General features: G+C 44.7%; 23 protein-coding genes. 2 read left to right on the forward strand and 21 right to left on the reverse strand.

The features are described 5' to 3' along the window. The first annotated feature begins 54 nt into the window (after window positions 1-54). Window positions 55-1,362 (forward strand): phenylacetate--CoA ligase family protein, encoded by a 1,308-nt coding sequence (locus TH606_RS01005; RefSeq protein WP_068540703.1) that lies wholly within the window; start codon window positions 55-57, stop codon window positions 1,360-1,362. 11 nt (window positions 1,363-1,373) lie between these two features. Next, entirely contained in the window at window positions 1,374-1,820 is a 447-nt protein-coding gene (locus TH606_RS01010; protein ID WP_068540706.1) for an ACT domain-containing protein, read from the forward strand. 128 nt (window positions 1,821-1,948) lie between these two features. Here the strand turns inward: TH606_RS01010 and TH606_RS01015 are convergent, their stop codons facing one another. The 21 genes from TH606_RS01015 to flgF form a co-directional block, all read right to left on the reverse strand. After that, a complete protein-coding gene (locus TH606_RS01015; RefSeq protein WP_068540708.1) occupies window positions 1,949-2,557 on the reverse strand; it encodes a tetratricopeptide repeat protein in 609 nt (202 codons plus the stop codon). A 17-nt stretch (window positions 2,558-2,574) separates the two neighbouring features. Next, complete coding sequence (locus TH606_RS01020; protein ID WP_068540710.1) at window positions 2,575-3,444, reverse strand: hypothetical protein; 870 nt, start codon at window positions 3,442-3,444, stop codon at window positions 2,575-2,577. After that, entirely contained in the window at window positions 3,441-5,612 is a 2,172-nt protein-coding gene (locus tag TH606_RS01025) for an urea transporter (RefSeq protein WP_068540713.1), read from the reverse strand. The genes TH606_RS01020 and TH606_RS01025 overlap by 4 nt, the downstream gene beginning before the upstream one ends. An 8-nt stretch (window positions 5,613-5,620) precedes the next feature. Beyond that, entirely contained in the window at window positions 5,621-6,973 is a 1,353-nt protein-coding gene (locus TH606_RS01030; protein ID WP_068540715.1) for a type III PLP-dependent enzyme domain-containing protein, read from the reverse strand. 18 nt (window positions 6,974-6,991) lie between these two features. Continuing rightward, a complete protein-coding gene (locus tag TH606_RS01035; protein ID WP_068540717.1) occupies window positions 6,992-8,032 on the reverse strand; it encodes an ATP-grasp domain-containing protein in 1,041 nt (346 codons plus the stop codon). 11 nt (window positions 8,033-8,043) lie between these two features. Continuing rightward, window positions 8,044-8,280, reverse strand: a complete 237-nt coding sequence (locus TH606_RS01040) for a PqqD family protein (protein WP_068540720.1) — start codon at window positions 8,278-8,280, stop codon at window positions 8,044-8,046. A gap of 559 nt (window positions 8,281-8,839) precedes the next feature. Next, on the reverse strand, window positions 8,840-10,255 hold the full coding sequence (gene fliD, locus TH606_RS01045; RefSeq protein WP_068540722.1) for a flagellar filament capping protein FliD: 1,416 nt from the start codon (window positions 10,253-10,255) through the stop codon (window positions 8,840-8,842). After that, window positions 10,256-10,558 (reverse strand): hypothetical protein, encoded by a 303-nt coding sequence (locus TH606_RS01050; RefSeq protein WP_068540724.1) that lies wholly within the window; start codon window positions 10,556-10,558, stop codon window positions 10,256-10,258. Next, window positions 10,558-10,974: a flagellar export chaperone FliS gene (fliS, locus tag TH606_RS01055; protein ID WP_068540727.1), complete on the reverse strand. Its 417-nt coding sequence runs from the start codon at window positions 10,972-10,974 to the stop codon at window positions 10,558-10,560. The genes TH606_RS01050 and fliS overlap by 1 nt, the downstream gene beginning before the upstream one ends. A 59-nt stretch (window positions 10,975-11,033) precedes the next feature. Further along, window positions 11,034-12,686, reverse strand: coding sequence for a flagellin N-terminal helical domain-containing protein (locus TH606_RS11965; RefSeq protein ID WP_068540730.1), 1,653 nt, complete (start codon window positions 12,684-12,686; stop codon window positions 11,034-11,036). A gap of 409 nt (window positions 12,687-13,095) precedes the next feature. Continuing rightward, window positions 13,096-13,542, reverse strand: coding sequence for a flagellar assembly protein FliW (fliW, locus tag TH606_RS01065; protein WP_068540732.1), 447 nt, complete (start codon window positions 13,540-13,542; stop codon window positions 13,096-13,098). 338 nt (window positions 13,543-13,880) lie between these two features. Next, complete coding sequence (gene csrA / locus TH606_RS01075) at window positions 13,881-14,105, reverse strand: carbon storage regulator CsrA (protein WP_068540736.1); 225 nt, start codon at window positions 14,103-14,105, stop codon at window positions 13,881-13,883. Between the two features lie 9 nt (window positions 14,106-14,114). Continuing rightward, entirely contained in the window at window positions 14,115-15,059 is a 945-nt protein-coding gene (gene flgL, locus TH606_RS01080) for a flagellar hook-associated protein FlgL (protein ID WP_068540738.1), read from the reverse strand. Between the two features lie 10 nt (window positions 15,060-15,069). Beyond that, window positions 15,070-18,861 (reverse strand): flagellar hook-associated protein FlgK, encoded by a 3,792-nt coding sequence (flgK, locus tag TH606_RS01085; RefSeq protein ID WP_068540740.1) that lies wholly within the window; start codon window positions 18,859-18,861, stop codon window positions 15,070-15,072. A gap of 1 nt (window position 18,862) precedes the next feature. Continuing rightward, complete coding sequence (locus tag TH606_RS01090) at window positions 18,863-19,195, reverse strand: hypothetical protein (RefSeq protein WP_068540743.1); 333 nt, start codon at window positions 19,193-19,195, stop codon at window positions 18,863-18,865. A 277-nt stretch (window positions 19,196-19,472) separates the two neighbouring features. After that, window positions 19,473-19,781: a rod-binding protein gene (locus TH606_RS01095; RefSeq protein ID WP_068540746.1), complete on the reverse strand. Its 309-nt coding sequence runs from the start codon at window positions 19,779-19,781 to the stop codon at window positions 19,473-19,475. An 8-nt stretch (window positions 19,782-19,789) separates the two neighbouring features. Continuing rightward, window positions 19,790-20,881: a flagellar basal body P-ring protein FlgI gene (locus TH606_RS01100; RefSeq protein ID WP_068540748.1), complete on the reverse strand. Its 1,092-nt coding sequence runs from the start codon at window positions 20,879-20,881 to the stop codon at window positions 19,790-19,792. Window positions 20,882-20,889: 8 nt separating this feature from the next. Further along, window positions 20,890-21,588: a flagellar basal body L-ring protein FlgH gene (locus TH606_RS01105; RefSeq protein ID WP_068540750.1), complete on the reverse strand. Its 699-nt coding sequence runs from the start codon at window positions 21,586-21,588 to the stop codon at window positions 20,890-20,892. Beyond that, complete coding sequence (flgA, locus tag TH606_RS01110) at window positions 21,588-22,286, reverse strand: flagellar basal body P-ring formation chaperone FlgA (RefSeq protein ID WP_082863447.1); 699 nt, start codon at window positions 22,284-22,286, stop codon at window positions 21,588-21,590. The genes TH606_RS01105 and flgA overlap by 1 nt, the downstream gene beginning before the upstream one ends. A gap of 6 nt (window positions 22,287-22,292) precedes the next feature. Further along, entirely contained in the window at window positions 22,293-23,075 is a 783-nt protein-coding gene (gene flgG, locus TH606_RS01115) for a flagellar basal-body rod protein FlgG (protein WP_068540753.1), read from the reverse strand. A gap of 10 nt (window positions 23,076-23,085) precedes the next feature. Further along, a complete protein-coding gene (gene flgF, locus TH606_RS01120; RefSeq protein WP_231887716.1) occupies window positions 23,086-23,880 on the reverse strand; it encodes a flagellar basal-body rod protein FlgF in 795 nt (264 codons plus the stop codon). Window positions 23,881-24,122: the final 242 nt, after the last annotated feature.

Consider the following 24,122-nt stretch of genomic DNA (forward strand, 5'->3'; position numbering starts at 1 on the left):
AAAAATAAAGGGCTGGATTATGAGCAAAACTAAAAGAAAATATAAGGAGGCCTTATGGATTGGTATAAAAAAGATTTTCTGCCCCGCGAAGATTTAGAAGCTATTCAACTCAAGCGTTTAAAGGATACGGTAGAACGGGTTTATCACCTGGTGCCTTTTTACAGAAAAAAGTTTGATGAAATTGGCCTTAAGCCCCAGCATATAAAAAGTCTTGATGACCTTAAAAATCTCCCCTTCACCACCAAACAGGACTTAAGAGACAATTATCCTTTTGGCCTTTTTGCCGCTCCTATGGATCAAATAGTAAGGATACATTCCTCTTCAGGCACGACTGGAAAACCCACGGTAGTTGGCTACACTGAAAATGACCTGAGAGTCTGGACAGAAGTGATGTATCGCACCTACAAGATGGCCAACGTTGGCCCGGGAGACGTGGTGCATAACGCCTACGGTTATGGGCTTTTTACTGGAGGCCTTGGTTTTCATTACGGAGCCGAAGCCGTAGGAGCCGCGGTGGTACCTTCAAGCGTAGGTTTTACCAAAAGGCAGCTTATGCTTCTCAAGGATTTTGGTGCCACTATCCTTTGCTGCACCCCTTCTTACGCCCTACACCTGGCAGAAGTAGCCAGAGAGGAAGGGTTTGACCCACCGAAAGACTTTCTTTTACGAGCGGGCTTTTTTGGGGCTGAACCTGCTTCTGAAGGCCTTCGCCAGGCCGTAGCCGAGGCCTGGGGCATAAAGTATTTTGAAGCTTACGGACTTTCTGAAATCATCGGCCCAGGAGTAGCCGCCAGCTGCCCTGAAGGAGAACTGCACATATTTGAAGACCACTTTATCCCGGAAATCATAAACCCTGAAACAGGGGAAGTTCTCCCTGAAGGCCAAGAAGGAGAGCTCGTCTTTACCACTCTCAGCAAACAGGGGCTTCCCATAATCCGCTACCGCACCAAAGATATTGCCAGCCTTTACAAAGCTCCGTGCAAATGCGGACGCACTGTTCTACGCATGGGCCGCATTGTAGGCCGTACAGACGACATGCTCATCGTCTCTGGAGTAAACGTCTTTCCTTCTCAGGTAGAGCACGTGCTCACTCAAGTAGAAGGCCTTACGCCCAATTACGTAATCGTGGTTGACAAGCGAGGCGTTCTTGACGTACTGGAAGTGTGGGTAGAAGTGGACGAAAGGGTCTTTACCGGAGATATTGGCTCTCTTGAAAACCTGAAGCGCAAACTTGAAGAAGAACTGGCCAATGCTTTATTCTTGAGAGCACGGGTTAAACTGGTTGAACCCAAAACCCTTGAACGCTCCATGGGTAAAGCCAAGCGGGTGGTTGACCGCCGCGAGCTTAAAGACATAGCCTAAAGGAGGCCAAAATGCGAGGTAAATACGCAATAAAACAGCTTTCCATTTTCCTTGAAAACCGCAAAGGAAGACTAAAAGAAGTCACCAGGGTGCTGGCCGAAGCCAATGTCAATATAAGGGCTCTTGCCCTGGCAGAAAGTGCCGAGTTTGGTATCCTCCGCCTGGTGGTGGATAACCCGGAAAAGGCCCGCTCAGTCCTTTCAAAAGAAGGTTTCACCGTTAAAGAACAGGAAGTCTTTGCCGTAGAAGTGCCTGACAAACCTGGCGGCTTCTACCAGGTAGTAAAAGCTTTGACAGAGGCAGACATAAACATTGATTACACTTACGCCTTTGTGGGGGGCAAGGATTCAGCTATCCTCATCTTCAAAGTACCTGATAATCTTTTTGAAAAAGCCCTGGAAATGGTTAACCAGAACGGCATAAAACTGGTTGAACCCATATTTTTTTACGGAAAATAGGCATGAAAAAGAGGGGGACAACTCCCCCTCAAAAATTGTTTTATCCATGCCTTACCCCTTTATCTTTCCAAAGATTTTTTATGTTCAGCCTTCGGCCAATTTGGGGCGGTTTAACCTCTCTTTTAAATCTATTTTTGTAAAAATGTTTTAGCTATTACATTTTCTGGAGACAAAAGAAGAACCTGACGAAAAACTCGCCTGGCCTCTTTTTTCTTCCCCTGCCACCACAAATCCTGGCCAAGCTCTACCAAAAACAGCACATCGGTAGGATAGCGTTGCAGCATTTTTCGCATCACTCTCTCGGCATGATCAGCTTTATTCTGAAGGCGCAACGCTATAGCCAAACGTAAGTTTCCGTAATAATTATATCTATCTTCTCTTATCAGTCTTCTCATTAGGTCTTCTACTTTGGGCCAATTTTTTTGAGCCATATATGGTAAAGATAGTCCTAAAAGAGCTTCAAATGAATTGGGATTTATATTTAAGGCTTTTTCATAATAATCAATTGAGTTTCTATATTTTCTGGCCAGATAATAGAGCCATCCTAATCTTAAATTAACCAAATAAAAATTTGGATACTTCTGATGAACAGGCAAAAGAACGTTAATAGCATCTTGATAAGCACCCATCTTTTCATAACGATAGGAATCACGGAAAGCCTGCGGCACATCTAAAGCCAGAGCTGAAGATGTTATCAGAAAAAGACCTAAAACAAAAGTGATTAAGCCTTTTTTCATCACAACCTCCTTAACTTTTAAAAGCTACCACCAATACTTAAAGTAATAACTGTTTGACTAACATTGTCGTTATATCCAGAATGTTTTAACCACTCTTGAGATAAATTAAAAGCTGCCCTTAATTTACTAGTAATTTTATGACCTACTTCAAAAGAAAAACCACCTAAATATTCATCAGACAAGTTATAGACTACAAAACCTTCATTTTTAACAGCAAAAATCTGTTTTCCAAACCAACCTGAAACTTTAAAGTCTGTTAATCCTATATAAGTGCTAAAATATTGTTCAAAAGAAAAGTTATTCCTATCAAAGGTACCAACATTTTCATTAGTATGAATAAAATATAAACGAGATTCACCATATATTCTTTTACCAAGAAAGGCAAAATAATAGCCAAAATGTGGCCTAACCTGAAATACATTTAAGTCATCACCAGAAGTAGTAGAAAAAGAATTATATAATGAATAAGCAAATTCTAATCCTGCATTCCAGTTATATGTTTGATAATATTTCCACTGAAAGTAAAAAATTTTCCCGCTATCTGTGAGTTCATCATCAGTATTGATATAATGAAAGCCAAATTTAAAAATATAATTTTTAAGGATTTGGTCAGTATTAGAATAAACTATATTAAAATCAGTTTGAGATAAATCATTTCCTATTTTATAATCTATTTCTGTTTGTGATATACCCAATTCTAAAGTATGAGCATAACTATTTTTTAAGGATAAGTAACCCGTAGTTGTCCAGCCATTATCTTTAACTGGCGAATTTTGAAAATCAAAATAACTCAAATACAAGCTAGCATACGAATCCCAGTCTTGAGCCCAAGCTTTTGGAATACCTACTACAAAAATTAACAAAATAAAAATAGCAAACCTTTTCATGATAACCTCCTTAAAGATAATTTATATTTTTTACTATCAAGAACTACCTCTTGTACAAAGCCTTTTAAAGAGTCCAATATTACTTGAGTCTTTATTTCTTCACCTCCCTGGCTAATTTTTCCTTTTATTTGGTTAGGAGCAGAAAATTCATAAATACCTTTTATTTCAGCCAGGCGATGATTAAAAGAGGCTAAAAAAGTATAAAAGGCCCGTTTCACCCGACCATAAAAAGTCTCTAGAGGTAAAAAGTCCTCCCACACAAGCCCTTTCTGGTAAACCAATGGCATCCTCGGTAGAGCTAAAAATAACATTTTAAACCAGATAGCCTGGCCGTCATGACGTAAAAAATAAAAAGTACCTTCAAACTTATTAAAATAGAGAGAATCATGTTTTTGGGCCAAATAATATGTGCCATCAGTATCCATGTGAACTTTAAAGCTTATCTGTTTTTGAGGAATACCATTTACTATAAATTCAAAGGTCATTTCCTGGTCAAGAACTAGTGACATCATATTTTCCATAGCCTTATCTGGATAAAGACCTTGAACCAGTTCTCCTTCTTTAGGGATATCGTTGGCTTTATAGATTAAGCTATTATGTTTTAAAACAGCGTAATGCACAAAACTAAAGGGTTGCGTAGGGGCCCCTAACTCTGGAGTCAGTTGTACCTGAACATGTAAATGGGGCTGAGGAGAATATCCTGAACTGCCACACTGCCCCAATATCTGACCTTGCTCCACCCACTGCCCTTCTTTTACTTTGATGGAATCCTTTCTAAAATGGGCAAGCAACACATAAAAGCCGCGCTCATCATATATTAGAACATAATTTCCCCAATTTTGGGTCTCATTAACCGTCCCAGGAGGGTTGTCTTCTATGTCATTGGCCAGACTCACCACCCTCCCTCTAACTGGAGAAAGAACAGGTTTGCCAAAGCAATAGTAATCATCAAGATATATACCATCGCCGTGATAGGTCTGACCGTTCTCATCCGTAATGACAAAATCAACTGCATAGCGCCATATTCCCTTATGGGTCCAGGAGCCGTCAAAAGACTGCCATACTGTCCACTCCCCTGCTACTGGTAAACTCAATGTACGCAATGTTCCTGGAAATCTAGCTAAATAAGACAAATAGTGGTCAAGTGTACGTTCAGGTGAACCGCGATAGTAAGAAGCCAGCAAGGGAAAACCAGCTAGACCTAAAGTATATAACAAAGAAAGAACTACTACATTAAAAGGAAGGGTAAAGGAAGGGATACCATACTGAGCCCAAAAAAAAGTAGATGCATCTAAAAGAAAAGGGGAAATAGCCACTGATAATGCCGCCAGAATATAACTTTTAGGACTAGGAATAAGAAAGACTCCACCTATAGCCATGGCTATCAAACTGAAATTAAAAGCACCCAAATTACTGGCTGCTTGATAAATAGAACCCTCAAGAAAAGACAGTATTAAAAGGCCTAAAAAATAGCCTCCTACAGCCAGGACAAATAAAATGCGCGAAGCCAAAAATATAACAGTTAAAAAAATAAGTCCTCCTATAAAATGGGGACAAAAGAGAAGAGCTCCTAAAGATTGAGTCAAACCTAAAAACCAGATTGGTAAGTGCTCAGCGACATCTATAAGGAAAGACCAAGTTTTAAATTCGGTAAACAAAAGGTTACTATATTTATAAGAGGCCAAATATATAGCTGTACTTATTAAAACAAAAGGAATATTAAGTACTGGCAAACGAAAAAAATGATAGAAAATGTTAGCTAATCCAAAAGTAATTATAAAAGTTAAAATTCCAGCAGTCACTATCAGGAAAAAACTAAATAGAGAAAGCTTAAACAAGTAGCCAATTGATAGACCTACTAATAAGGGATTATAAGTATAAAAACCAGAGCCACGAAAAATTTTCTTTAGACCTAAAAACCTGGCAAATTCATAAGCAGATAATACACATATAAGGCCAGATAAACCGATATTAGGGTAAATAAAAGTAGCGGCTAATAATAACAAACCAAGCCAAAAATTCTCAAAGAAAAAGATTTCAGAATAACTATTGGCTATAGTTCTAAAATAACCCCAAAAAGAGCGAATCTTCTTTAAAATTAATTTTTGTTCTTCTAAAATTATTTCTTTTTGAATAATTTTTTTATCACTTTGAAAAGTTGTTTTCATAAATCAGTTTAAGACATTTTCAATACTAGCCTTTCAGGAAGGCGTTCTCTATTTATAACATCATCTAATGTTTCTGCTTCTCTGATCACGTCAACTTGACCATCTTCTCCCACTAATACCACCGCTGGACGATAACGAATAAACTGCATCCATTGGGTAACATTGTAAGCCCCTACCGGAGAAAATATAAGGCGTGTTCCTCTGGGTAAAGGAGGTAACTGTACGTTTTCAGCTACTACATCTATGTTCATACAAAGTGGGCCGTAAATTATACATGGCTCAGCTGGACCTGGAATATCTTCTTCAAGCTCTACTTTAAAGTTGTACCAAAATGCCGTAAAAAGAATATTTACTCCAGCATCTACTACATAAGAGCGAGTACCATCGGGTAATCGTTTACTAGCATGCACAGTAGTGATTAAAAAACCAGCCTCATCTACTATAGCCCTACCTGTTTCTAAAATAAGTTTAGGAAAATCATTAGGTTTAAGTTTTGATAATAAGGTATCACAAATAGCTTCTGCAAAATCTTCCATAGGAGGAACAGCAATTTCTGGTGATAAATAAATTCCCTTCAGACGATTACGAGAAGGAAATCCACCACCTATATCTAGATATTCTATTTTTAAACCAAAATTATCTTCAAGTTCATAAGCAAAATCTACCATCTTTTCTATAGCTTTGGCATAAGCTCTAGGTTCAAGTAAAAAAGTACCTAAATGACAATGTAGGCCACTTAATATTAGTTTACCGCCAGAAACTATTCTTTTGGCTGCATCTAACGCCTGGCCTGATTCCAAATTAAAACCAAAACGTGTCCACTGAGGACTTATTCCTGTATCCATATTTAGTCTAATACCTACTTTAATAGAATTACCTAGTTCCTCAGCAATGTCTTCCAAATCATAAATTTCATCAAAATGGTCAATATTTATAAGAGCACCTTCCTGAACAGCTCTTTTAAGAGCAGAAATAGGTTTATAAGGACCATTAAAAATTATTTCAGAACCTGGTACTCCCAATCTGCGAGCTTTTTCATATTCAAATTCTGAAACAACTTCTGCAGTCTCTCCTTCTTGATGAAGGATAGCACAAATAGCATCTAAATAGTTGGTTTTGTAAGACCAGGAAAAATGAACATTTGGATATCTTGTAGAAAACATTTGATATATTTGACGATATTTTTCTCTTAATCGCCTTTCAGAAAAAACAAAAAGCGGCGAACCAAATCTAGAGACTAAGTCACTAATAGGTACTCCGTCTATTTCAGGACGCAAATGGCGACCATAAACAGAACCAAACTTATTACTAAGTCCCACCTGAACTTTTTTTATAAGGGGTTTTTCGTAAGGTTCTTTCATTCCGGCTCTCCTTGTGAATTAAGTTTCACCACGCGTTACTATTTTTTGGAAAACATCCATATCAGTAACTAAATCGTAAGTGTAACGTATATAAAGGCGTCCGGCTTCATATTCTGAATGGGTCTCAACAGGTTGGCCTAATACTTTTTTGACCAGTCTTGCTGGAAGATTTATGCCAGCCCCAGTAGCAAAGTATAACCAGGCCGGAAAACGAGGGTTTATCTCTATCAAATAAATACGGTCGTCAGTGGCTATACACTCAAGCTCAAAAGCTCCTCGCCAGCCGGTTTCACGTAAAAATTTTTGCGATGACTCCAGTAAAACTTCGTGCTTTATAGTTACTCCTGTCCATATTTTGCCAAGAGAAGTAATCCAGAGCTTTTTGATGGCCATCATACCTAAAGAACCGCCCTCTCCATCTCCCACTCCCACTACATTTAATTCCTCACCCTGAATAACTTTTTGAACCAGAACAGGATATCCCCATTCTTCTACAATTTTATAGAAAGCTCCTTCAGCTTCAGCAAAGGTGTGTACACGATAAGCCTTATAAAAAAGACCTTTTACCATAGCTGGAAAACCTATACGATCAAGCGCTTTTAAGAGATCTGAATATGAAGAAACCTGTTCTGTTGGAGGAACAGACAAACCGAGACGAGGAGCCATTTCTATTAATCGCTGCTTAGAGCGTAGCTCAAACTGTTCCCAGGTAGGAAGAAAAGTCTCAATCCCTTTAGACTTTAATTCCTGTTCTCCTTTTATAAAAAGGGGAAGCTCAGCATCTAGAGTAGGAATTACTACCTGGAGACCTGTCACATCTTTAATGTAAAACAGTCTGGCCAAGTAATCTTCTTCTGAACTTGAGGGATAAGGCATAATGAATGATTTATCAACCAGCCAGTCAAGATATATTCCCGGCTCCATAGCATCATAGGCCAGGCCAATGGCCTTTATTTTAAGAGAAGAGTCTTCTTTTAAACTTCTAATAACACCTAACCCCGGGCCTGGATTATCAACAGCGTTAATGCCTGAAACAGCCACCACTATTTCTTCAGACATAAAAACTCCTTTTAAATAAGCTTGTAATGCCGTAGCTGTTCTAAGAAATCAGTCACGTCACGTTCAGCGGTCTCAGCATCAACCTCAAAATATCCTGGCAATTCACTTATTATTTCTTCAGGGGTTTTGCCTTCTTTAAGTTTTTGAAGAATCCATAAGCCTACACGATTAGTGGTAAAGCTATTTCCTGAAACGGGATCAAAAATAAAACCCTCTTCATTTATAGCTAAACGCTTTAATTTCTCCATAAAATACCTCATCTGAATGGCTTTTATATGTACATTATAAAAGATTATCACAAATCAAAATATACAAAACTAGATTTTTCTAGACTTTAATTTTTCTCAAGCAATTTGGAGTCATAAACCTTCTTGTCGCCAATAATATTAACCTGACCGACCACCAGTAGGCACAACAAATTGGAGGCTTTGACCACGCACAGGAATCTATTTAAAGGAAGCTGGTGGTTATTGGTTGATGTTTTCACAGGAATGGGAGCACAAAACAAACGACAATTTTGGGCTGTTATGCTAGCCTCCCTACTGCGTCATTGCGAGCCCTCACCCGTCATTGCGAGGGGTGAAGCCACGAAGCAATCTCGGGGGATTACTTCGTCGGTGCTCACGCACCTCCTCGTAACGACCCTGGTAGGGTCGCTTCGTCGCACTTCGTGCTCCTCGTATGACCCATTGGGTCACTTCGTCGGCCCTGCGGACCTCCTCGTATGACCTGGTAGGGTCACTTCGCCACGGCGACTGTGTCGCTCTCGATGACGCTCTGTAAGGTAGCTGGATTGAAAAAGAATGGTTACTTCTTACTACCGGTTATAAGGCTAGACCAGACTTCTATCTGGTGGCCCAGGTATTCTGAAGTCTTTTGATATTGAGCTAAAAGCACTTCAAGGTTGTTGAACTGCTCGCGGATCCTTTCTTCATAACGACTGATACGCTCTTCCAGGCGAGTTTTTCTCTCAGAAATACGCTCAAGGGACTTTTCAAGGCCGTCTTCTTTAGCCTTTAAGCTTTCTTCCACACCTTTTAGCACCTGACCAAACTGGGCCCAGAGTCCATTTTCAGAGTCTGTAAAAATAGCCTTTACTTCTTCAAAGTGGTTTTGAAGGGCGTTGTTCAGCCTTTCGTTATCTACTTCCAGAAAGCCATCACGGTTAAAAACTATACCCATGTCAGAAAGGCTTCTTATAGTAGCCGTGGCCTCGCCAGCTAAAATGGAAGTAAGTCTCGTTAAGCGTGTTTTAATGAGTGAGATGGTGGTGTCTCCCAGCAAAACCCCGTTATTTTCCGGGTTGGCCGGGTCAAACTTTTGCAAGTCCTTTAAAAGGCCCATAGTAGTGTTAAATTTTTCCACAAAGCCGTTTAGGGCGTCTTCAAGTTTTTGCCAGTCTCTTTGAGTAGTTATGGTGACGGTTTCTGAAGGGTCAGCCTTTCTCAGGGTGAGTTTAACACCTTCTATCAAGTCTTCTACGGTATTTTCAGGGCGATAAACAGTTATCCCGTTATAAATAATTTCGGCATCCTGAGCAGCCTGGGTTTCAGTAAGATTTTGAACATCAGGATTAAAGGCCAGCCGCGAAAGACCAGTGGTGTCCTGTTCGTCAGGACTTTCGTTAAAAACACCGTCTCCGTCTTCGTCCACTTCTATCTTGATGGTATTGGCTGCGCCGGTTTTCTCGCCCGAAAGGAGCAAAAAGTAGTTCCCGGTGCCATCAGCTACTACTTGAGCTTTAACACCGGCTTCGGCCTCATTTATGGCCCTGGCGATGTCAGCCAGGGTATTATTTTCTTCAGTAATTTCTATTTCCACAGCTGGCTCATCACCGATAGAAATCTTAAGTTTGCCGGTGCCAATTTCTTCGTTTAAGTCTGAGAAGGCCTCACTTTTTAAGCGCTGGAAAGTGGCCAGTCGGTTAACTACAAGCTCGTTAACGGCTTCTTCAGGAGTGCCGTTAACTTCGGCAAAAACTATAGAATCATTTGAAGACGAAGCCAGAAAAGTATCAAAAAGTTCTAAACTTTTTAGAGAATCAACCTGGTTAGCCAGCTCTTCAATGGAGGCTTTAAGCTGGCCGTAAGAGCTAAGTTTAACCTGATAGGCCTGTTCTTTGGCTTCAAGAAGTTTTATAGGACGGCGCTCAACCTCTACCAACTGAGAGACAATGTTATCAACATCAAGCCCAGAGACCAGACCACCAACGCTTATACCCATTTAAATCCCCCTTGAAGTTTTTTCGTAAGAAAGCAAACAGGCTTTCTTTTCAGAGAGCCGTTTACGCTCTGCTAAAAGTTCCTCTCTATATTTTTCGGCCAGAGCCGCTATTTTCTTTTCTTTTTCGTGAAGCATTTTTACGAGAGCAAGTTCACCTTCGTTTTTGGGAGTAAACTCGTGGAAAAATTTTTCGTATAAATCCTGGCGAGACGCAAGGAGCGCAGGGAGTTCTTCGGCTCTTTTTTCTTTTAGGCTCAGTTCAATTTTTTCATTAATAGCAAAAAGTTCCTGAATAGTGTTCATTACTTTTCTCCTGCTGTTTCTCGCTCCTGTTGGCGAGAGATTTTTACGGCTTCCTGCCAGGCTTCGTAAATGGGTGTTAAAGCCCTTTCGGCATTTTTCAAATGAGAAAGGTCATTTTCAAGGTTAGCCAGAGTAAGCTCCTGCATGGCGTAAAAATAAAGGGCTTCAAGGTTGGTAAGCCACTCGGCTTCTTGCTCGCGGTCAAGGGCAGCACAAAGCTCGCCGAGGATAGCCACTGCTCTGGCGATGTTTTTGCCCTTTTCTTCATAATTTTGACTTAAAATAGCTCTAGCTGCCTTTTTAATGGAGTCCATAAGCCCTTCAAAAAGTTTTAAAAGGATAAGCCTTTTGTCAGAATAGGTATTTACTTCTATGCGTTTATAAGCAGAGATAGCCGCCTGCGCATATCCCGTCATTTCTAGCCTCCTAAGCTAAAGTGAATAGAGGCCGGCCCCAAAGGGCCGGCTCATTTAGACTAACCCTGGAGGAGGGTCAAAGCCTGCTGCGGAATCATGTTGGCCTGGGCCAGCACAGCCGTGCCCGCCTGCTGGAGAATCTGGGCCTTGGTTAGGTTGGCCGTCTCTGCGGCAAAATCAGCGTCCATGATACGAGAACGCGAGGCCGAAAGGTTCTCGTGAATGCTTGCCAGATTGCGAATGGTGGACTCAAGGCGGTTCTGGATAGCACCAAGGTCCGCCCTGAAAGAGCTGATGTCTTCAAGGGCCTGGTCTATGCGCTTGATAGCTTTGTCAATATTAGAAACCGTAAGAATATCCATACCTTCTAAAGTTTCACTACCTACTGTAAGAGTCTCCTCAGAACCAGTACCCTGAGGAGCACTGTTGTAGCTGGTGAAAAGGTCCTGATTGCTAGCAGTATAATTTACGTGTACGGTAAAGTCTTCTTTACTTTCAATCTTTAAGCCACCTTTATAGACGATTACTTGATCAGGAGCACCTTGTGTAATAGCTGCTCTGGAAATAGTCTGTGCATCCAGATCCTCACCGTTATCCATAACATAACGGGTAGCTCCATCAAAAAAGCCTGAGACTTGGTCACCAGCATCAGAAGCTCCACTCAAGGTTTCTCGAATTACAATATTACGGCCGTCATCAGCGGTAAGGATAAGGTCTCCGCTATCAGTTACCGAAGCCCGCACGCCGGTATTTTCATAATGGGCATTGAAAAGATCGGCCAGCTCTTCAGCAGTAGGAACAGGATCACCTTCACCAAATTTTGCTACTTGATACCAGTTACCCTGCTCGTCCATTATGCTTAAAGTATATTCTAGATCATCAGAAGTAGTTGGATCATCATTAAAAGAAAAGGAGGTAAATTTACTGGCATCAACTTTAACCTTAACTCCCAAGGCCGTAGCAGTAACATTCTCATTTATTTCGGCAGTCTGGTTAATAGCGGCGGCAAGTTTTTTGGCACTATCAAGCCCATTAGGCAAGCTAGATGTATCATAGCCAGTATTCGCATAAATATCTACACTATTGATCTTAAACTCACCATTTGCATCAACCTTAGAAAAATCGTTTGTAAAGCCATCACTATAAGTAGTATCTTGGATATTATAGCTTTCTAAGCTAAAAACTCTATCTGCATAACGGCCTACATCTTTTGTTTTGACGCTTGTGGTAAGCTCAAGTTCAATCAATTCACCCACATTGGGGCCTACCTGAAAGGCGGCTTTACCGAAAGTGCCGTCAAGGATCTTCCTGTTGTTAAAAGAAGTAGTGTTAGCGATTCGGTCAAGCTCGGCTTTGAGCTGCTGGAACTCGGCGTTAAGAGACTCACGGTCTGCATCAGTATTGGTGGCGTTTCTGGCCTGCACCGCCAGCTCACGCATACGCTGAAGAATAGAGGTGTACTCGTCAAGGGCGCCTTCGGCCGTCTGCGCCAGGGAGATACCGTCGTTGGCGTTTTTCATGGCCATGGCAAGCCCCTTAATCTGGGCCTGCATGCGGGTGGCAATGGCAAGGCCTGCGGCGTCGTCCTTGGCGCTGTTAATCCTCAAACCTGAAGACAAACGCTGAAGTGAACGCTGAAGAAGACTCTGGGTCTTGTCAAGATTCCTCTGAGCGTTGATAGAAAAAACGTTGGTGTTAACTACCATTGGCATAACTCTTTACCTCCTTGTGTTTTTTTTTGTTTCAGGCTTCCCTGCCTGAGAATTAAATTGACTTAAGTAAAGCTAAGCATGAGGCCTGTAAGCTTAAACTTGTTTATCTTTCACCTCCTTTCTTTATCTCCTGGCCTCTGCTAATACTTATCGTCCTGTTTTTTTAAGACTTTAATTTTCTGGCCTTTTTATTTCGGAGAATACTTCGCCTGTCCCTGAGACTGCTTCGTCGCGCTTCCGCGCTCCTCGCAGTGACAGTAGAAGATGCCTCCTCGCAGTGACAAAAGGAGAAAAAGGTGCTCCTCGCAGTGCAAAAGCGCAGTGACAAAAGGAGCTTGTCATTGCGAGGCCTCGTCAGAGGCCGAAGCAATCTCAGCGAAGAGAAGGTGCCCCTCGCAGTGACAGCTGGCTAGGCCGCGGCGGGCTTTTCAAAAAGGTGTTTTAGAGGCTGTTTTAAAGGATAGTCCTGATCAAGGACCACCTGTTTGGCAAGTTTTTTATCCACATTTAACACGATTGGCCCCATGAGATTTACAGTCATTTCCTGAGGTTTTCCAGGAGGGACGGTAACTATACCTAAAAACTCAATTTCGTCGCCATCTTGAAAGTGAAGTTCTTTTAAGGCTTCTTTGGGAATGTCAGGAGAGTAGTTTTCAAACACTTCTCTTGGAAGAATTACCAGAAAAGCAAGCTCAGGGACATCTACGGCCTGAAGCCATAGAAAAGGTGAGTCATCAGCATGGGGAATCAGCACATAGCGCTTGGCTTCAGGAAAACCCAGAATCCCGGAAGGGAAAAAGATTATTTTTGAATCGTCTATTTCTAACTTTCCAAAACGAGTGGTTTCTATTTCCACGGTTCCTCCCTGCTAGTTTTTATAAGACAGCTTTGCTTGTCCCCGGGACTGCTTCGTCGGCACTTCGTGCCTCCTCGTAATGACCCGTTGGGTCACTTCGTCGCACTTCGTGCTCCTCGTAATGCCCCAGTAGTGGGTCACTTCGTCGGTGCTTACACACCTCCTCGTAATAAACCCAGTATTGGTCACTTCGTGCTCCACGTATGGCCTCCGGTTCAGTCTTTCGGCTTCTTTGAAAGTGTCATGGCGAGGCCACACCCTTTCCCAGTCATTGTGAGGCCTCGGCAGAGGCCGAAGCAATCCCAGTAAAACAATCTCTCTCACGCCTTTCATAATTTTCATTTCTTTAGTTTTAACAAAAAGTTTTCTAAATCTGACGGCACCCTGGCCGCGCTTAAGTTTTCCTGCCTTATTCGTTCAAGTACTTCTAAACGATGTACAGGGATATGAGCCGGAGCTTCTATTCCTAATTTTATCTGGTTACCACTTACCTCAAGCACCTTAATTACTATTTCTCCACCTATAACTATGCTTTCACCAGGTCTGCGACGAAGTATTAACAAAGCCTTCTCCTAGGAAAGATAGTTAACCAGGCTGAGTTGCATCACCTTGGCCGTGGCTGCTAACGCTGATTGATAAGCCACCTCTTTAGCTCTTATCTGTGTAGCCACCTCCAAAAGGTCAACATCCTGAGTGCGGCTGATATTCTCCTGAATGCTGACTTTCAAATCCGCGTAAAGGTTTTCTTTTAGCTCAAGGTGATCAAGCCTTGCCCCTACATCAGCGTGCTGGTCTGTAAGTTTGTTTAAAACCCTATCTAGCCTTTCCAGTTGTAGCTGGATGTTTTCGTTTTCTTTTTTGGGGTCAACCTGATTGTTGTTAGAAAGGGTTTTATAAAGTCCGATAAGGCTTTCAAAAATCTCTGACTTAGAGACGGCCTCCTCGCCGTTTCGGCCCACAAGAATCTCTTGCCCTGGGCCATAGCCCTGAAATAAGTCTTCACGGCCTCCTTCATAAACTACTTTTACTAATTCTTCTCCTCCAGGAAGGGCCTCTTTAACCAGACTAAAAGGCCCATTTTCATAACCAGTGGGCCTGTTCCCGGCAAATATATAGCGCCCGTTATGACGAGAGTTAGCTACCGCCACCGCCTCCTCAAGGAGATTCCAGACCTCTCTGGCCAGAGCCAGACGATCCTGGTCATTTAAAGTATCGTTTGCGCCCTGGATGGCCAGTTCTTTGGCTCTGGTTACGATGTTTTCCAGACCGTCAAAAGCTTTGTCTATAGCTTCAAGATAGCCTCTACTTTCAGTAATAGAAGACTGATAGCGGTCTATTTCTTCAATAGCCTTGCGGTAGTTAAGGGTGTTTACCAGGGCCACAGGAGCATCTGACGGCTTATCAAACTTTATACCTGAGGCCGCCTGGGCCTGAAGGTCACTAAGCTCGGTGGTCAAACGGTTAAGATGATTTAACATGCGGTCATACTGGGTTTTAAGCCCAATGCGAATTGGCATCTAGCCCCTCCTAACGCTTGCTCTGTATTAATGTATCGAGCATTTCGTCTGCCACCGTTAATATTTTGGCTGAAGCGGAAAAGGCCTGTTGATACTTGATTAAATTGGCCATCTCTTCGTCAAGGGAAACCCCAGAAATGCTGTCGCGCATGATGTTTAGCTGGTTTATAAGGTCTTCCATAAAAGTTTTAGAGTTTTTGACGGTCTTGGTGGCAATACCTACTTCGCCTACAATGGCGGTGTAGTAGTCAGAAATAGAAGCCTCTCCAAGGTTTTCACGCCTGGCGTCAGAAAGGGCGGAAAGCCTTAAGGCGTTGCGGTTATCTCCAGGCTGAGGTGAAAAGCCCTGAAGGTCATCTATAAGGCTCCGTGTCTGCGTATAACTCTTTCTGCCAAGATAAGCCACCAGGTTGCCTTCAGGGTCGGTAAGGGAGCTTTCCATCTTAAAAGAAACCCAGTCAGCCTGGCCGTCGTTATCAAGGTCTGGGTCGTTTATGCGAAGATAAAGACGCCCTGAAGCATCAAGGCCTGCAGAAAAGTCTGGCACACCGTCGTTATCGGAATCTATAAATTCAGTATCTGTGTCAGAATCCTTATTTAATTTCTTTAGAAAATCTTCCAGGGTATCGCCAGAGTTAAGTGATATGGTTTCTGTGGATAAGGTGGTTCCATCAGGCTTTAAGTAGCTTATAGTAATACTTTGGGCATCAAAAGAATCATTTAACCCTACCGGAGAATCCGTAAGGAAATACCAGTTGTTTTCATCAGGGTCAAACTTATTAGCGGTAATGTTTTCAGCGAAGGCTTCTTTAACCCCGCCATCGGTAATCACAAAACTTCTGGTGTCGTAAAGACCAGAGGTTTTTACCACCAGGCGGCCAGCGGTGTCTATTTCGGCCAAAAGGCCATACCGGGCATTTTCAGGGGCATTATACTTTTTAATTAGCTGGATAAGCCCTTCGTCACTGCTAATAGCTATGCGGAAAGGATCTGAGACTTCGTTTTCAGGGTCAACATCTATGGGTTTAACTTTTTCGTCAAAAAGCCAGTTTTCTATGGTGCCTATTTTAAAAGAAAGATCAAAACTACCGCCATTAAGATAAATGTGCCCCCAGGACGCAGCTTCGTTATCTTCTTCAAGCACAAAATAAGCCGTTCCAGAAGGTGGATTCTCAAGGGTGATGACAACTTCGCCATTGTCTATATAAGCCTTAAGCTCGCTTCGGGCATCAAGAGTAGCCACGACATCAGAAAGGCTACCACCAGAGACAGAAAAGCTTGAACCGGCTATCTCCTGGCCAGAAGCATCAAAAAAACTCACGGTAAGAGAACCGGAAAAGCCTAGAGAGGACGGATCAAGGCTACCAATATCTGCCACATACTGCGTGGGTTTTAATAAGGGCTCAAGGCCTGAAAAAATGCTTTTCCCGGTTGCCTGATTAAATTGAGGCACATAAAGGCCAAGATTTTTAAACTCTTTCAAAAGAGAACCTTTGTTTTCAGGGTCCTCAAGGCCAAGTTCAAAAGAAGCGTAATTTTTATAAGAATTTGGGTCAAGCCTTAAAACTAGGTAATCGTCAGGGTCAACATAAGCTCTCAAGCCTGCCACTCTATCAAGGCGAGCCATGACGTCTTTTAAAGTATCGTCTGCTCTTACATCTACCCAGACCTGGTCTTCAATGGTAGCCCCCAAAGAAAACTCGTTATTTAGCGCCAGACGCACTTCTTCTAGCCTGTCCTCAAAAGAGGAAAATATTTTAAGCCCCCACTCATTTCCGTTTAAACGAAAAGTTTCCACCTGGAAGTCCTCAAGATAATTATTGGCCAGGAAGCTTTCTATCTGAGTCTTCAAATTGTTGATATCCGCTTCACTGGAGGCCAAATTGTAAGCCACGAGAAAGTTTTGGTTTAACGACTTTCCGCTAGCATCGTAAAAACGCAAGAAAAGCTTGTAATCACCTTCACTGACAGGGCTCGTCCAGGAAGAAACAGGAAGCTTACTTCTGAACTCTGAAAAAAGATTTGTTTCACTACGCCAGGCCTCACGGTCAAGACGCGCCGCAGCAAGGTATTCGGGATTAACCGAAAGCTTCTCGTTAAGGCCTATGCTTCCCGCATCAAAGCCTGTAAAGAAAACGTTTATCCCTGTAGCCGCTAAAATTCCTGAGGTGTCGTTAGAAAAAGCAAAGCCAAAGCCCTCCTGAGCTTGAAAAACCAGCCGTCCTCCCCGCACCAGGGCCTTAACCGAAGTGTCAGGATTAAACCCAAGTCTCTTAAAGGCATCGTTTATCTGGCCAGCCACATCGTCTAAAGTGGCTGTGGAAGGCAAAGCGAAATCCACCTTAACCGGGGTAATCTTTCCAGCCGGGTCTTTAAGCCACACAAAAAGAGAACCGTCGCCTTTTATGTCCTGAAAGAAAGGCAAGCTCTTTAAACTGCCGTCACTCTGAAAAGTTCCCTCTAGCTCACCTTCATAAAACTTAAGCCCCACGCCCTGGGTGTGAATTTCGTTTACCGCCCGTATTAACTCTTTGGCAAAGAGCTGAAACTTGCCCGTAAGGTTTAGCTCTTCCACCCGGTGGTTGGCGGCCTCGTCGTCAAAACGGCCAAAGGCCAGAGGCCCGGAGGTTATTTCAAAGGTAAGTTTCCCTCCCCCCTGCACAGCGTCTTTTACTACCAGACGGCCGTCTTCAGTAAGATAGGCCTGCACTTTGTAGTGATAGGCCTTTTCTATGGCGTTTAAAAAATCCCTTACGGTTTGGGTGTCATCAGTGGTGGAGTAGCTACCGGTGATTTCTTCACCGAAGTGATCCGTCCCACTAAAGGTAATGTTAACACCACCAGTTAATCCGAGTTCTTTCCAGGTGGTGTTTTCTTTTACCAGTTTGCCATCCGGGGTAAAGACATTGCGTTCGGAGATAACATATTCGTAGTTCCAGTCGTTTGAGATCTGCTCCACGATGCGAAGCCAGCCCCCGAGCTTTCCTTGAGAAACTTCCTCACTGGTAAGCCTTACTTTTTCACCTGAGTGGCCAAACCAATAGACTTCGTTTCCGTAAAGTTCAAGGTGCCAGTAGGAATCAATGTCAACCAGGTTGTAGCCGTTTCCAAGGATTACGGCATAAGCTCCCTGGCTGTTTTCAAAGTAGCGCACCTGGGCAAGCTCTGAGAGCCTGGCTACCAATTTATCGCGCTGGTCCCGCAGGTCGTTGGCCTGATGTAGGCCTGATTCAGCGGCGGTTATCTGGCGGTTTATCTCGGCAATTTGCTTGGCAAGGTCGTTTATTTCATTTACCACATCGCGCAGTTTAAGCCTTACATTTTGCTCAAGGTCAACAATGCCCTGGTATTTATCACTTATGGCCTCAGCCAGAACCTGTCCTTTTTCTATTACCACCCGGCGTTCAGGAATACCCTCAGCCCGGTTAGAAAGCCCCTGCCAGGCAGTAAAAAAGTCATCAAGCATCTTGGAAAGGCCAAGGGGGTTGGCCTCGTTAAAAAGGCCCTGAATAAGGTCAAGCCCGGTCTCTTCCGCAGAAAGAAGGCCAAGGTCACTGCGCTTCAGGTTGAGATTGGCCTCAAGAAAGGCGTCAAAGTAGCGTTTTATCTGCTCTACTTTGACTCCGCTTCCCATGGGGCCAGCCGGCCCGGGAGTGGGCGGGTAAGGTGCGTTTACCACTTTTTGGCGAGAGTAGCCCTCGGTGTCCACATTGGCCACATTGTGGCCGGTAACATGGACTCCTGTCTGAAAGGCCAGAAGCGAATTTTTGGCAATGTTTAAAGCGCTATAAAGGCCAGCCATTTTACACCTCTACGCTTAAAAGCTGTGCTCCTTTTATGTTTTCAGCTTTACCCTTGGCGGTGTAAACCCCTTTGGGAGCAAAGTGTTTGCCAAGAAAGCGGTAGGCCTCTTCAATAAAGGCAAGCCCGGCTTTAAGAAGCATCTGGTTGTGCTCACTCAGGCGAGTGATCTCTTCGCGGAGTTCACGCGAAAGCGGCGCTTTTTTAAGACTCGGGTCCTTGAGAAGGGTTTCTTTTTCTTTGAGACAATCAAGAAGTTTTTCTATGTTGCCAGAAACAATGGCTTTGCGTTCTTCTTCTAAGATTTCCGCAAGCCTTTGCCAGGGATTTCTCATGGCCTACCTCCTGTCTGTTTTATGAGGCTGCTTCACCCCGCTCGCCGTAACAATAGTGCATCTCATTGCGGGCCATACCCCTTTCAGTCATTGCGAGCCATGTTCCCACCTCGTCATTGCGAGCGGAGCGAAGCAATCCAGATCCCTTCGCTACCGCTCGGGACAAGGATTACTTCGTCGGCTTTTTGGCCTCCTCGCGGTGACAAAGAGAAAGCGTCACCGCAAGGCCTAGTAAAAGGCCGAAGTAATCTCTTTAAAAGTGCCAACCCCTCTCTCATTATTTACTCCCGGCCATTTTCCCGTATTTCTGGCTAAGCTCCCGGTAAAGCATCTCTGAGAGTCCGGTGCCTTTCTGGGCAAGCCTTCTTGAAACTTCCTGATAAAAAAAGTCTTCATACATCTCCCTTTGAAAACTTTTCGGCACCAATCCGCCTTCAGGTATAGTTTTTTTAAGGCCCTTTAATATCTGGTAAAGAAAAACAGCCTCAAACTCCTGGCAGGCTTTACGCAAAGCAGCCTCACGGTCTTTTTTAGCCAGGCTTTCAAGTTTTTGAATGCTTTTCAGGTCAAGGCTTGTTATCTTCATAAAAATTCCTACATAATGACCAGTTCAGCCTGTAAGGCCCCTGCCCTTTTTATGGCCTGGAAGATAGCAATGAGGTCCCGCGGGGTAGCGCCAACGGCGTTAAGCGCCCGCACCAGCTCCCCAATACTTACCCCTTCTTCAAGCACCACCAGGCGAGCTTTTTCTTCTTCTACTTTTATTTCTGTTTCAGGCACTACTACTGTTTCTCCAGCCGAAAAAGGCGGCTGTATCACCTGAGGGGTCTCTTTTATCTGCACTGAAAGATTGCCGTGAGCAATGGCCACGCGGGAGATACGCACGTTTTCCCCCATAACCACCGTGCCGGTGCGTTCGTCTATCACCACACGTGCCGGGACATCTGGCTCAACTGAAAGGTCACCTATTTCTGCCAGCAGGGAAACCACCTTTCCGCGATACTTTGCTGGCACCAGGACCGTCAAAGTGCGTCCGTCAAGGGGCTTGGCGTAGGGGCCGTTTAGATAGGCGTTTATAGCCTCAGCCGCTCGGGCCACCGTGGTAAAGTCTGTCTCCCGAAAAGAGAGGCGTAAGACCCCTTTGCCGTTTATGCTAACCGGGACTTCTCTTTCAACAATGGCTCCGCCGGGAATCTTGCCCACTGTGGGGTGGTTTTTCTGAGCCGTAGCGCCGGCTCCAGCCGCGGCAAAGCCACCTAGAGAAATTGGCCCCTGGGCCAGGGCATAAACCTGGCCGTCGGGGCCACGGAGGGGGGTTATTAACAACGTGCCTCCCTGGAGGCTCTTGGCATCGCCAATAGAGGAAACTGTTACATCAATGCGCTGGCCAGCCCTTACAAAAGGGGGAAGCTCAGCGGTTACCATCACCGCGGCTACGTTTTTGAGCTTCACCTGGTTGCGATCCACATGAACGCCAAAGCGTTCAAGCATGTTCACCACCGACTGCACGGCAAACTTACTCTGGTCTCCGTCACCGGTGCCTTGAAGCCCCACCACAACGCCGTAGCCAATAAGGCTATTTGAGCGCACGCCTTCAATGTTTACCAGATCTTTAAGGCGTGCGGCGTGAATGGACCCTGAGTTTAACAATATGGCTAGCAGTAGAATCAAAACCCGCCTCACCATTTACCCCCTTAAAACGGCCAGATAAGGAATAAGGCTCGGGATAACCAGCCAGGGCCCCGGGTGGCCTCGGTGGCTGGCCCCATACCGCTATATTCAATGCGAGCGTCAGCCAGCTGGGTGGAAAGCACGGTATTGTCCGCCGCCACATCCTGCGGGCGCACAATGCCGGTAATAGTGATGTATTCAAGATTTTCGTCCTGCCGCACCGTACGCACTCCCTGAATCACCAAATTGCCGTTAGGAAGGACCTCCACCACTCTGGCGGTGATAGTGGCCACGATGTTGGTATTACGCGAAAGCTGGCCCTGGCCGTCAGTGGTGGACCCCAGGCCTCCGCTAAACATGGGGTCTGCATTAAAACGGCGGTTCCTTTCTTCAATGGCCTTTTCAAAACCGAGCATGGCCTTGATACCGGCACTGGCTTCAGACTTGCGGGAGATTTTGTTACTAACCTTGCTTGAACTCTGATAGTTCTCAACGATTTTTATGGTGATGACATCCCCCACCCGCCGGGCGCGGTGGTCTTCAAAGAAAAAGCTCTGGCTACCGGCAAAAAGTGAGCCTTCTTTGGGCTTCTCCTGTTTGGGGACAGGCACATAGACTTTTGGCGGTGGCGGCGGCCCTATGGCCACGTTTTTAGGTGGCCCACAAGCCGTAAGCCCTAAAGCCAGAATCAACAAACTCAAAAAAGTCAATTTTTTGACCATTAGAACTTCACCTCCACCGTGCCCGCGTTAACCACCTGGGCAAAAATTTCTTTTTTACTAGAAAGGTTGCGCACCCGGATTATCTCTCCCGGGCGGCCATTCTGGCGGGCCTCACCCAGGGCAGTAACCATAAAGTTTGGCCCTCTAGCCACAATGCGAACGATTTTCCCTCGTTTAACCACCGGAGGCACTTCAAGGGCATAAGCCCTTATTACCTGCCCGGGCCGCACGCTGACTTTAAGCCTTTTGCCAAGGGCGTTTTCCAGAGAATTTATGGCATCCTGCGGCAGGCGGCTGACCGGCCGCTTTTCAAGGGCTACATCGCTTTCGTCAATAACTTCGTGGCGGCCAAGGGGGCGCTGGGCCACCAGCACCGGAAGATAGGCTTCCATAAAGCCCATAACCCGCACCCGGGCAAGCACCCTGTCGTTTTGGTAAAAATCAACCAGCATCGTATTAAGCCCGAGCTTTGGCCGGCCTTTCAGGCGAACCACAAAACTGGCATTATCAGGGAGCTCAACGCGCTCTGGCTCCACAATGAGCCTTTCAATCTTGATTTCGCCCTTAACCCAGGTAAGCCTTTCTGAGACTTCTTTTAAGAAGAGCTTGCGGAAAAAGGCCTCATCGTAAGTTTTGGCCCAGAGAGCCTGGGCAGTTAAGAAAATAGTCAAAATTATGACAGGCAAATACTTCCTCATGGCACCTTACCGTTTCACGTTGTTGGCCATTTCAAGAAGGCTATCTGCCGTTTGAATAGTCTTAGAATTGGCCTCATAGGCCCGCTGGGTAACAATCATCTGGACCATTTCTTCCACCACGTCCACGTTTGACATTTCAAGATAGCCCTGAGCTATAGTGCCAAAACCTTCTGAACCTGGTGTGCCTTCAATTACATCGCCCGCGGCGTCACTTGCCTGCAAAAGATTCCGCCCCACGGCATAGAGGCCTGCGGGATTTGGGAAGTCATAAAGGAGAATCTGGCCAAGATTCTGGGTGGTGCCGTCTCCCATAACCGCTGTTACCTGGCCGTCTTGCGTTATCTCAAGGCGCACGGTTCCCTGAGGGACGGTAATCTCGGGTTGGAGTTTGTAGCCGTCAGGGGTAACGATGTAGCCGTCGCGATCAACTTTAAAGTGGCCAGCGCGAGTGTAAAGCTCCTCACCGTTTACGATAACCTTGAAAAACCCCTGGCCTTCAATGGCCAGGTCAAGCTCGTTATTGGTTTGCTCGTAATCGCCCTGGGTAAAGATTTTTTCTACAGAAACCGGCCGCACACCAAGGCCGATTTCCATGCCTACTGGCACCTGTGAGCCTTCGCCGTTCAAGGCGCCGGCAAGCTTGAGCTTCTGATACAGAAGGTCCTGAAAGTCCGGGCGGCTCTTTTTAAACCCGGCGGTATTTACATTGGCCAGGTTGTTGGCAATAACATCAAGCTTTAACTGCTGGGCCTGCATGCCTGTGGCAGCTGACCATAGGCTTCTTATCATTTCTTCCTCCTTATGTTCTTCCGTAAGTTTCAATCATCCGGCTGGTATTATCTCCAAGCCTTTGAATGGACTTTTGAATAGCCTCAAATTCTCGCTGAATTTCTATGAGTTTTACCATCTCCACCAGGGGCTCCACATTTGAGCCTTCAAGATAACCCTGGCGTAGATCAGGATTTTCTACCGGGATTTCCTGGGCACCTTCTTCGGCCACGAAAAGGTTTTCACCGTATTTTTTGAGCTTGTTAGGGTCATTAAAAGTAACGATGTCAAAGCGACCTATTTCAGTACCGTCAATGGAAATGACACCAGAGGTGTCAACCTGAAAGCGAATATTCTCAATGGTGGTAAGCCCACCTTTGGCAAGGCCAGGGTCAATGACAACGGGAGCTCCGTCAGCAAGCACTGGATAGCCCTGGGCTGTGACCAGGCGGCGCTCAGCGTCCAGGCGGAAATTACCAGCCCGGGTGTAGGCAATGCCGTTAGGAGTTTCAACTTTAAAGAAACCCTCGCTCCCTATGGCTAAGTCCAGGGGGTTTCCCGTATGTTCAATAGGGCCATGTTGGAAATCCGTCTTAGGTGTCACTTCTTTGAACGTGCGCCAGTCATCAGGAGAACGAAAGGGGAACTTGCGCATGAGCACTTCACGGAAACCGAGAACATCTCGCTTATAACCTGGTGTAGATACATTGGCCAGGTTGTTGGCGGTAACGTCAAGGCGCCTGATAAGAAGACGCCCACCTTCTAAGGCTTCAAGTAAACCAAGTTGGGGATTAACTTTTATCGCTTTCATCGCCAAAATTTTCATGCAATCTCGGTGCCATGTTTCTTCTTGGTAGCTCTGTTTGTTTTGCCTGTCCCCATTTTTTCGTTCTGTTCTAGCTCTAGCTTCATAGTTTCACTAGCTTCAAGAAATCATCAGGCAAAAATTTTGCCTGTCCCTCTCACTCGTAAAGAATACGTAGGCCGGTCATGACAAACCCTTCCCTGAGGATATTGCGAGCCACGAAACGGCGAAGCAATACCAGTGCCTTATGTTTTGCCTGTCCT

Source organism: Thermodesulfatator autotrophicus (genome assembly GCF_001642325.1).
In the GTDB taxonomy this organism is placed as follows: domain Bacteria; phylum Desulfobacterota; class Thermodesulfobacteria; order Thermodesulfobacteriales; family Thermodesulfatatoraceae; genus Thermodesulfatator; species Thermodesulfatator autotrophicus.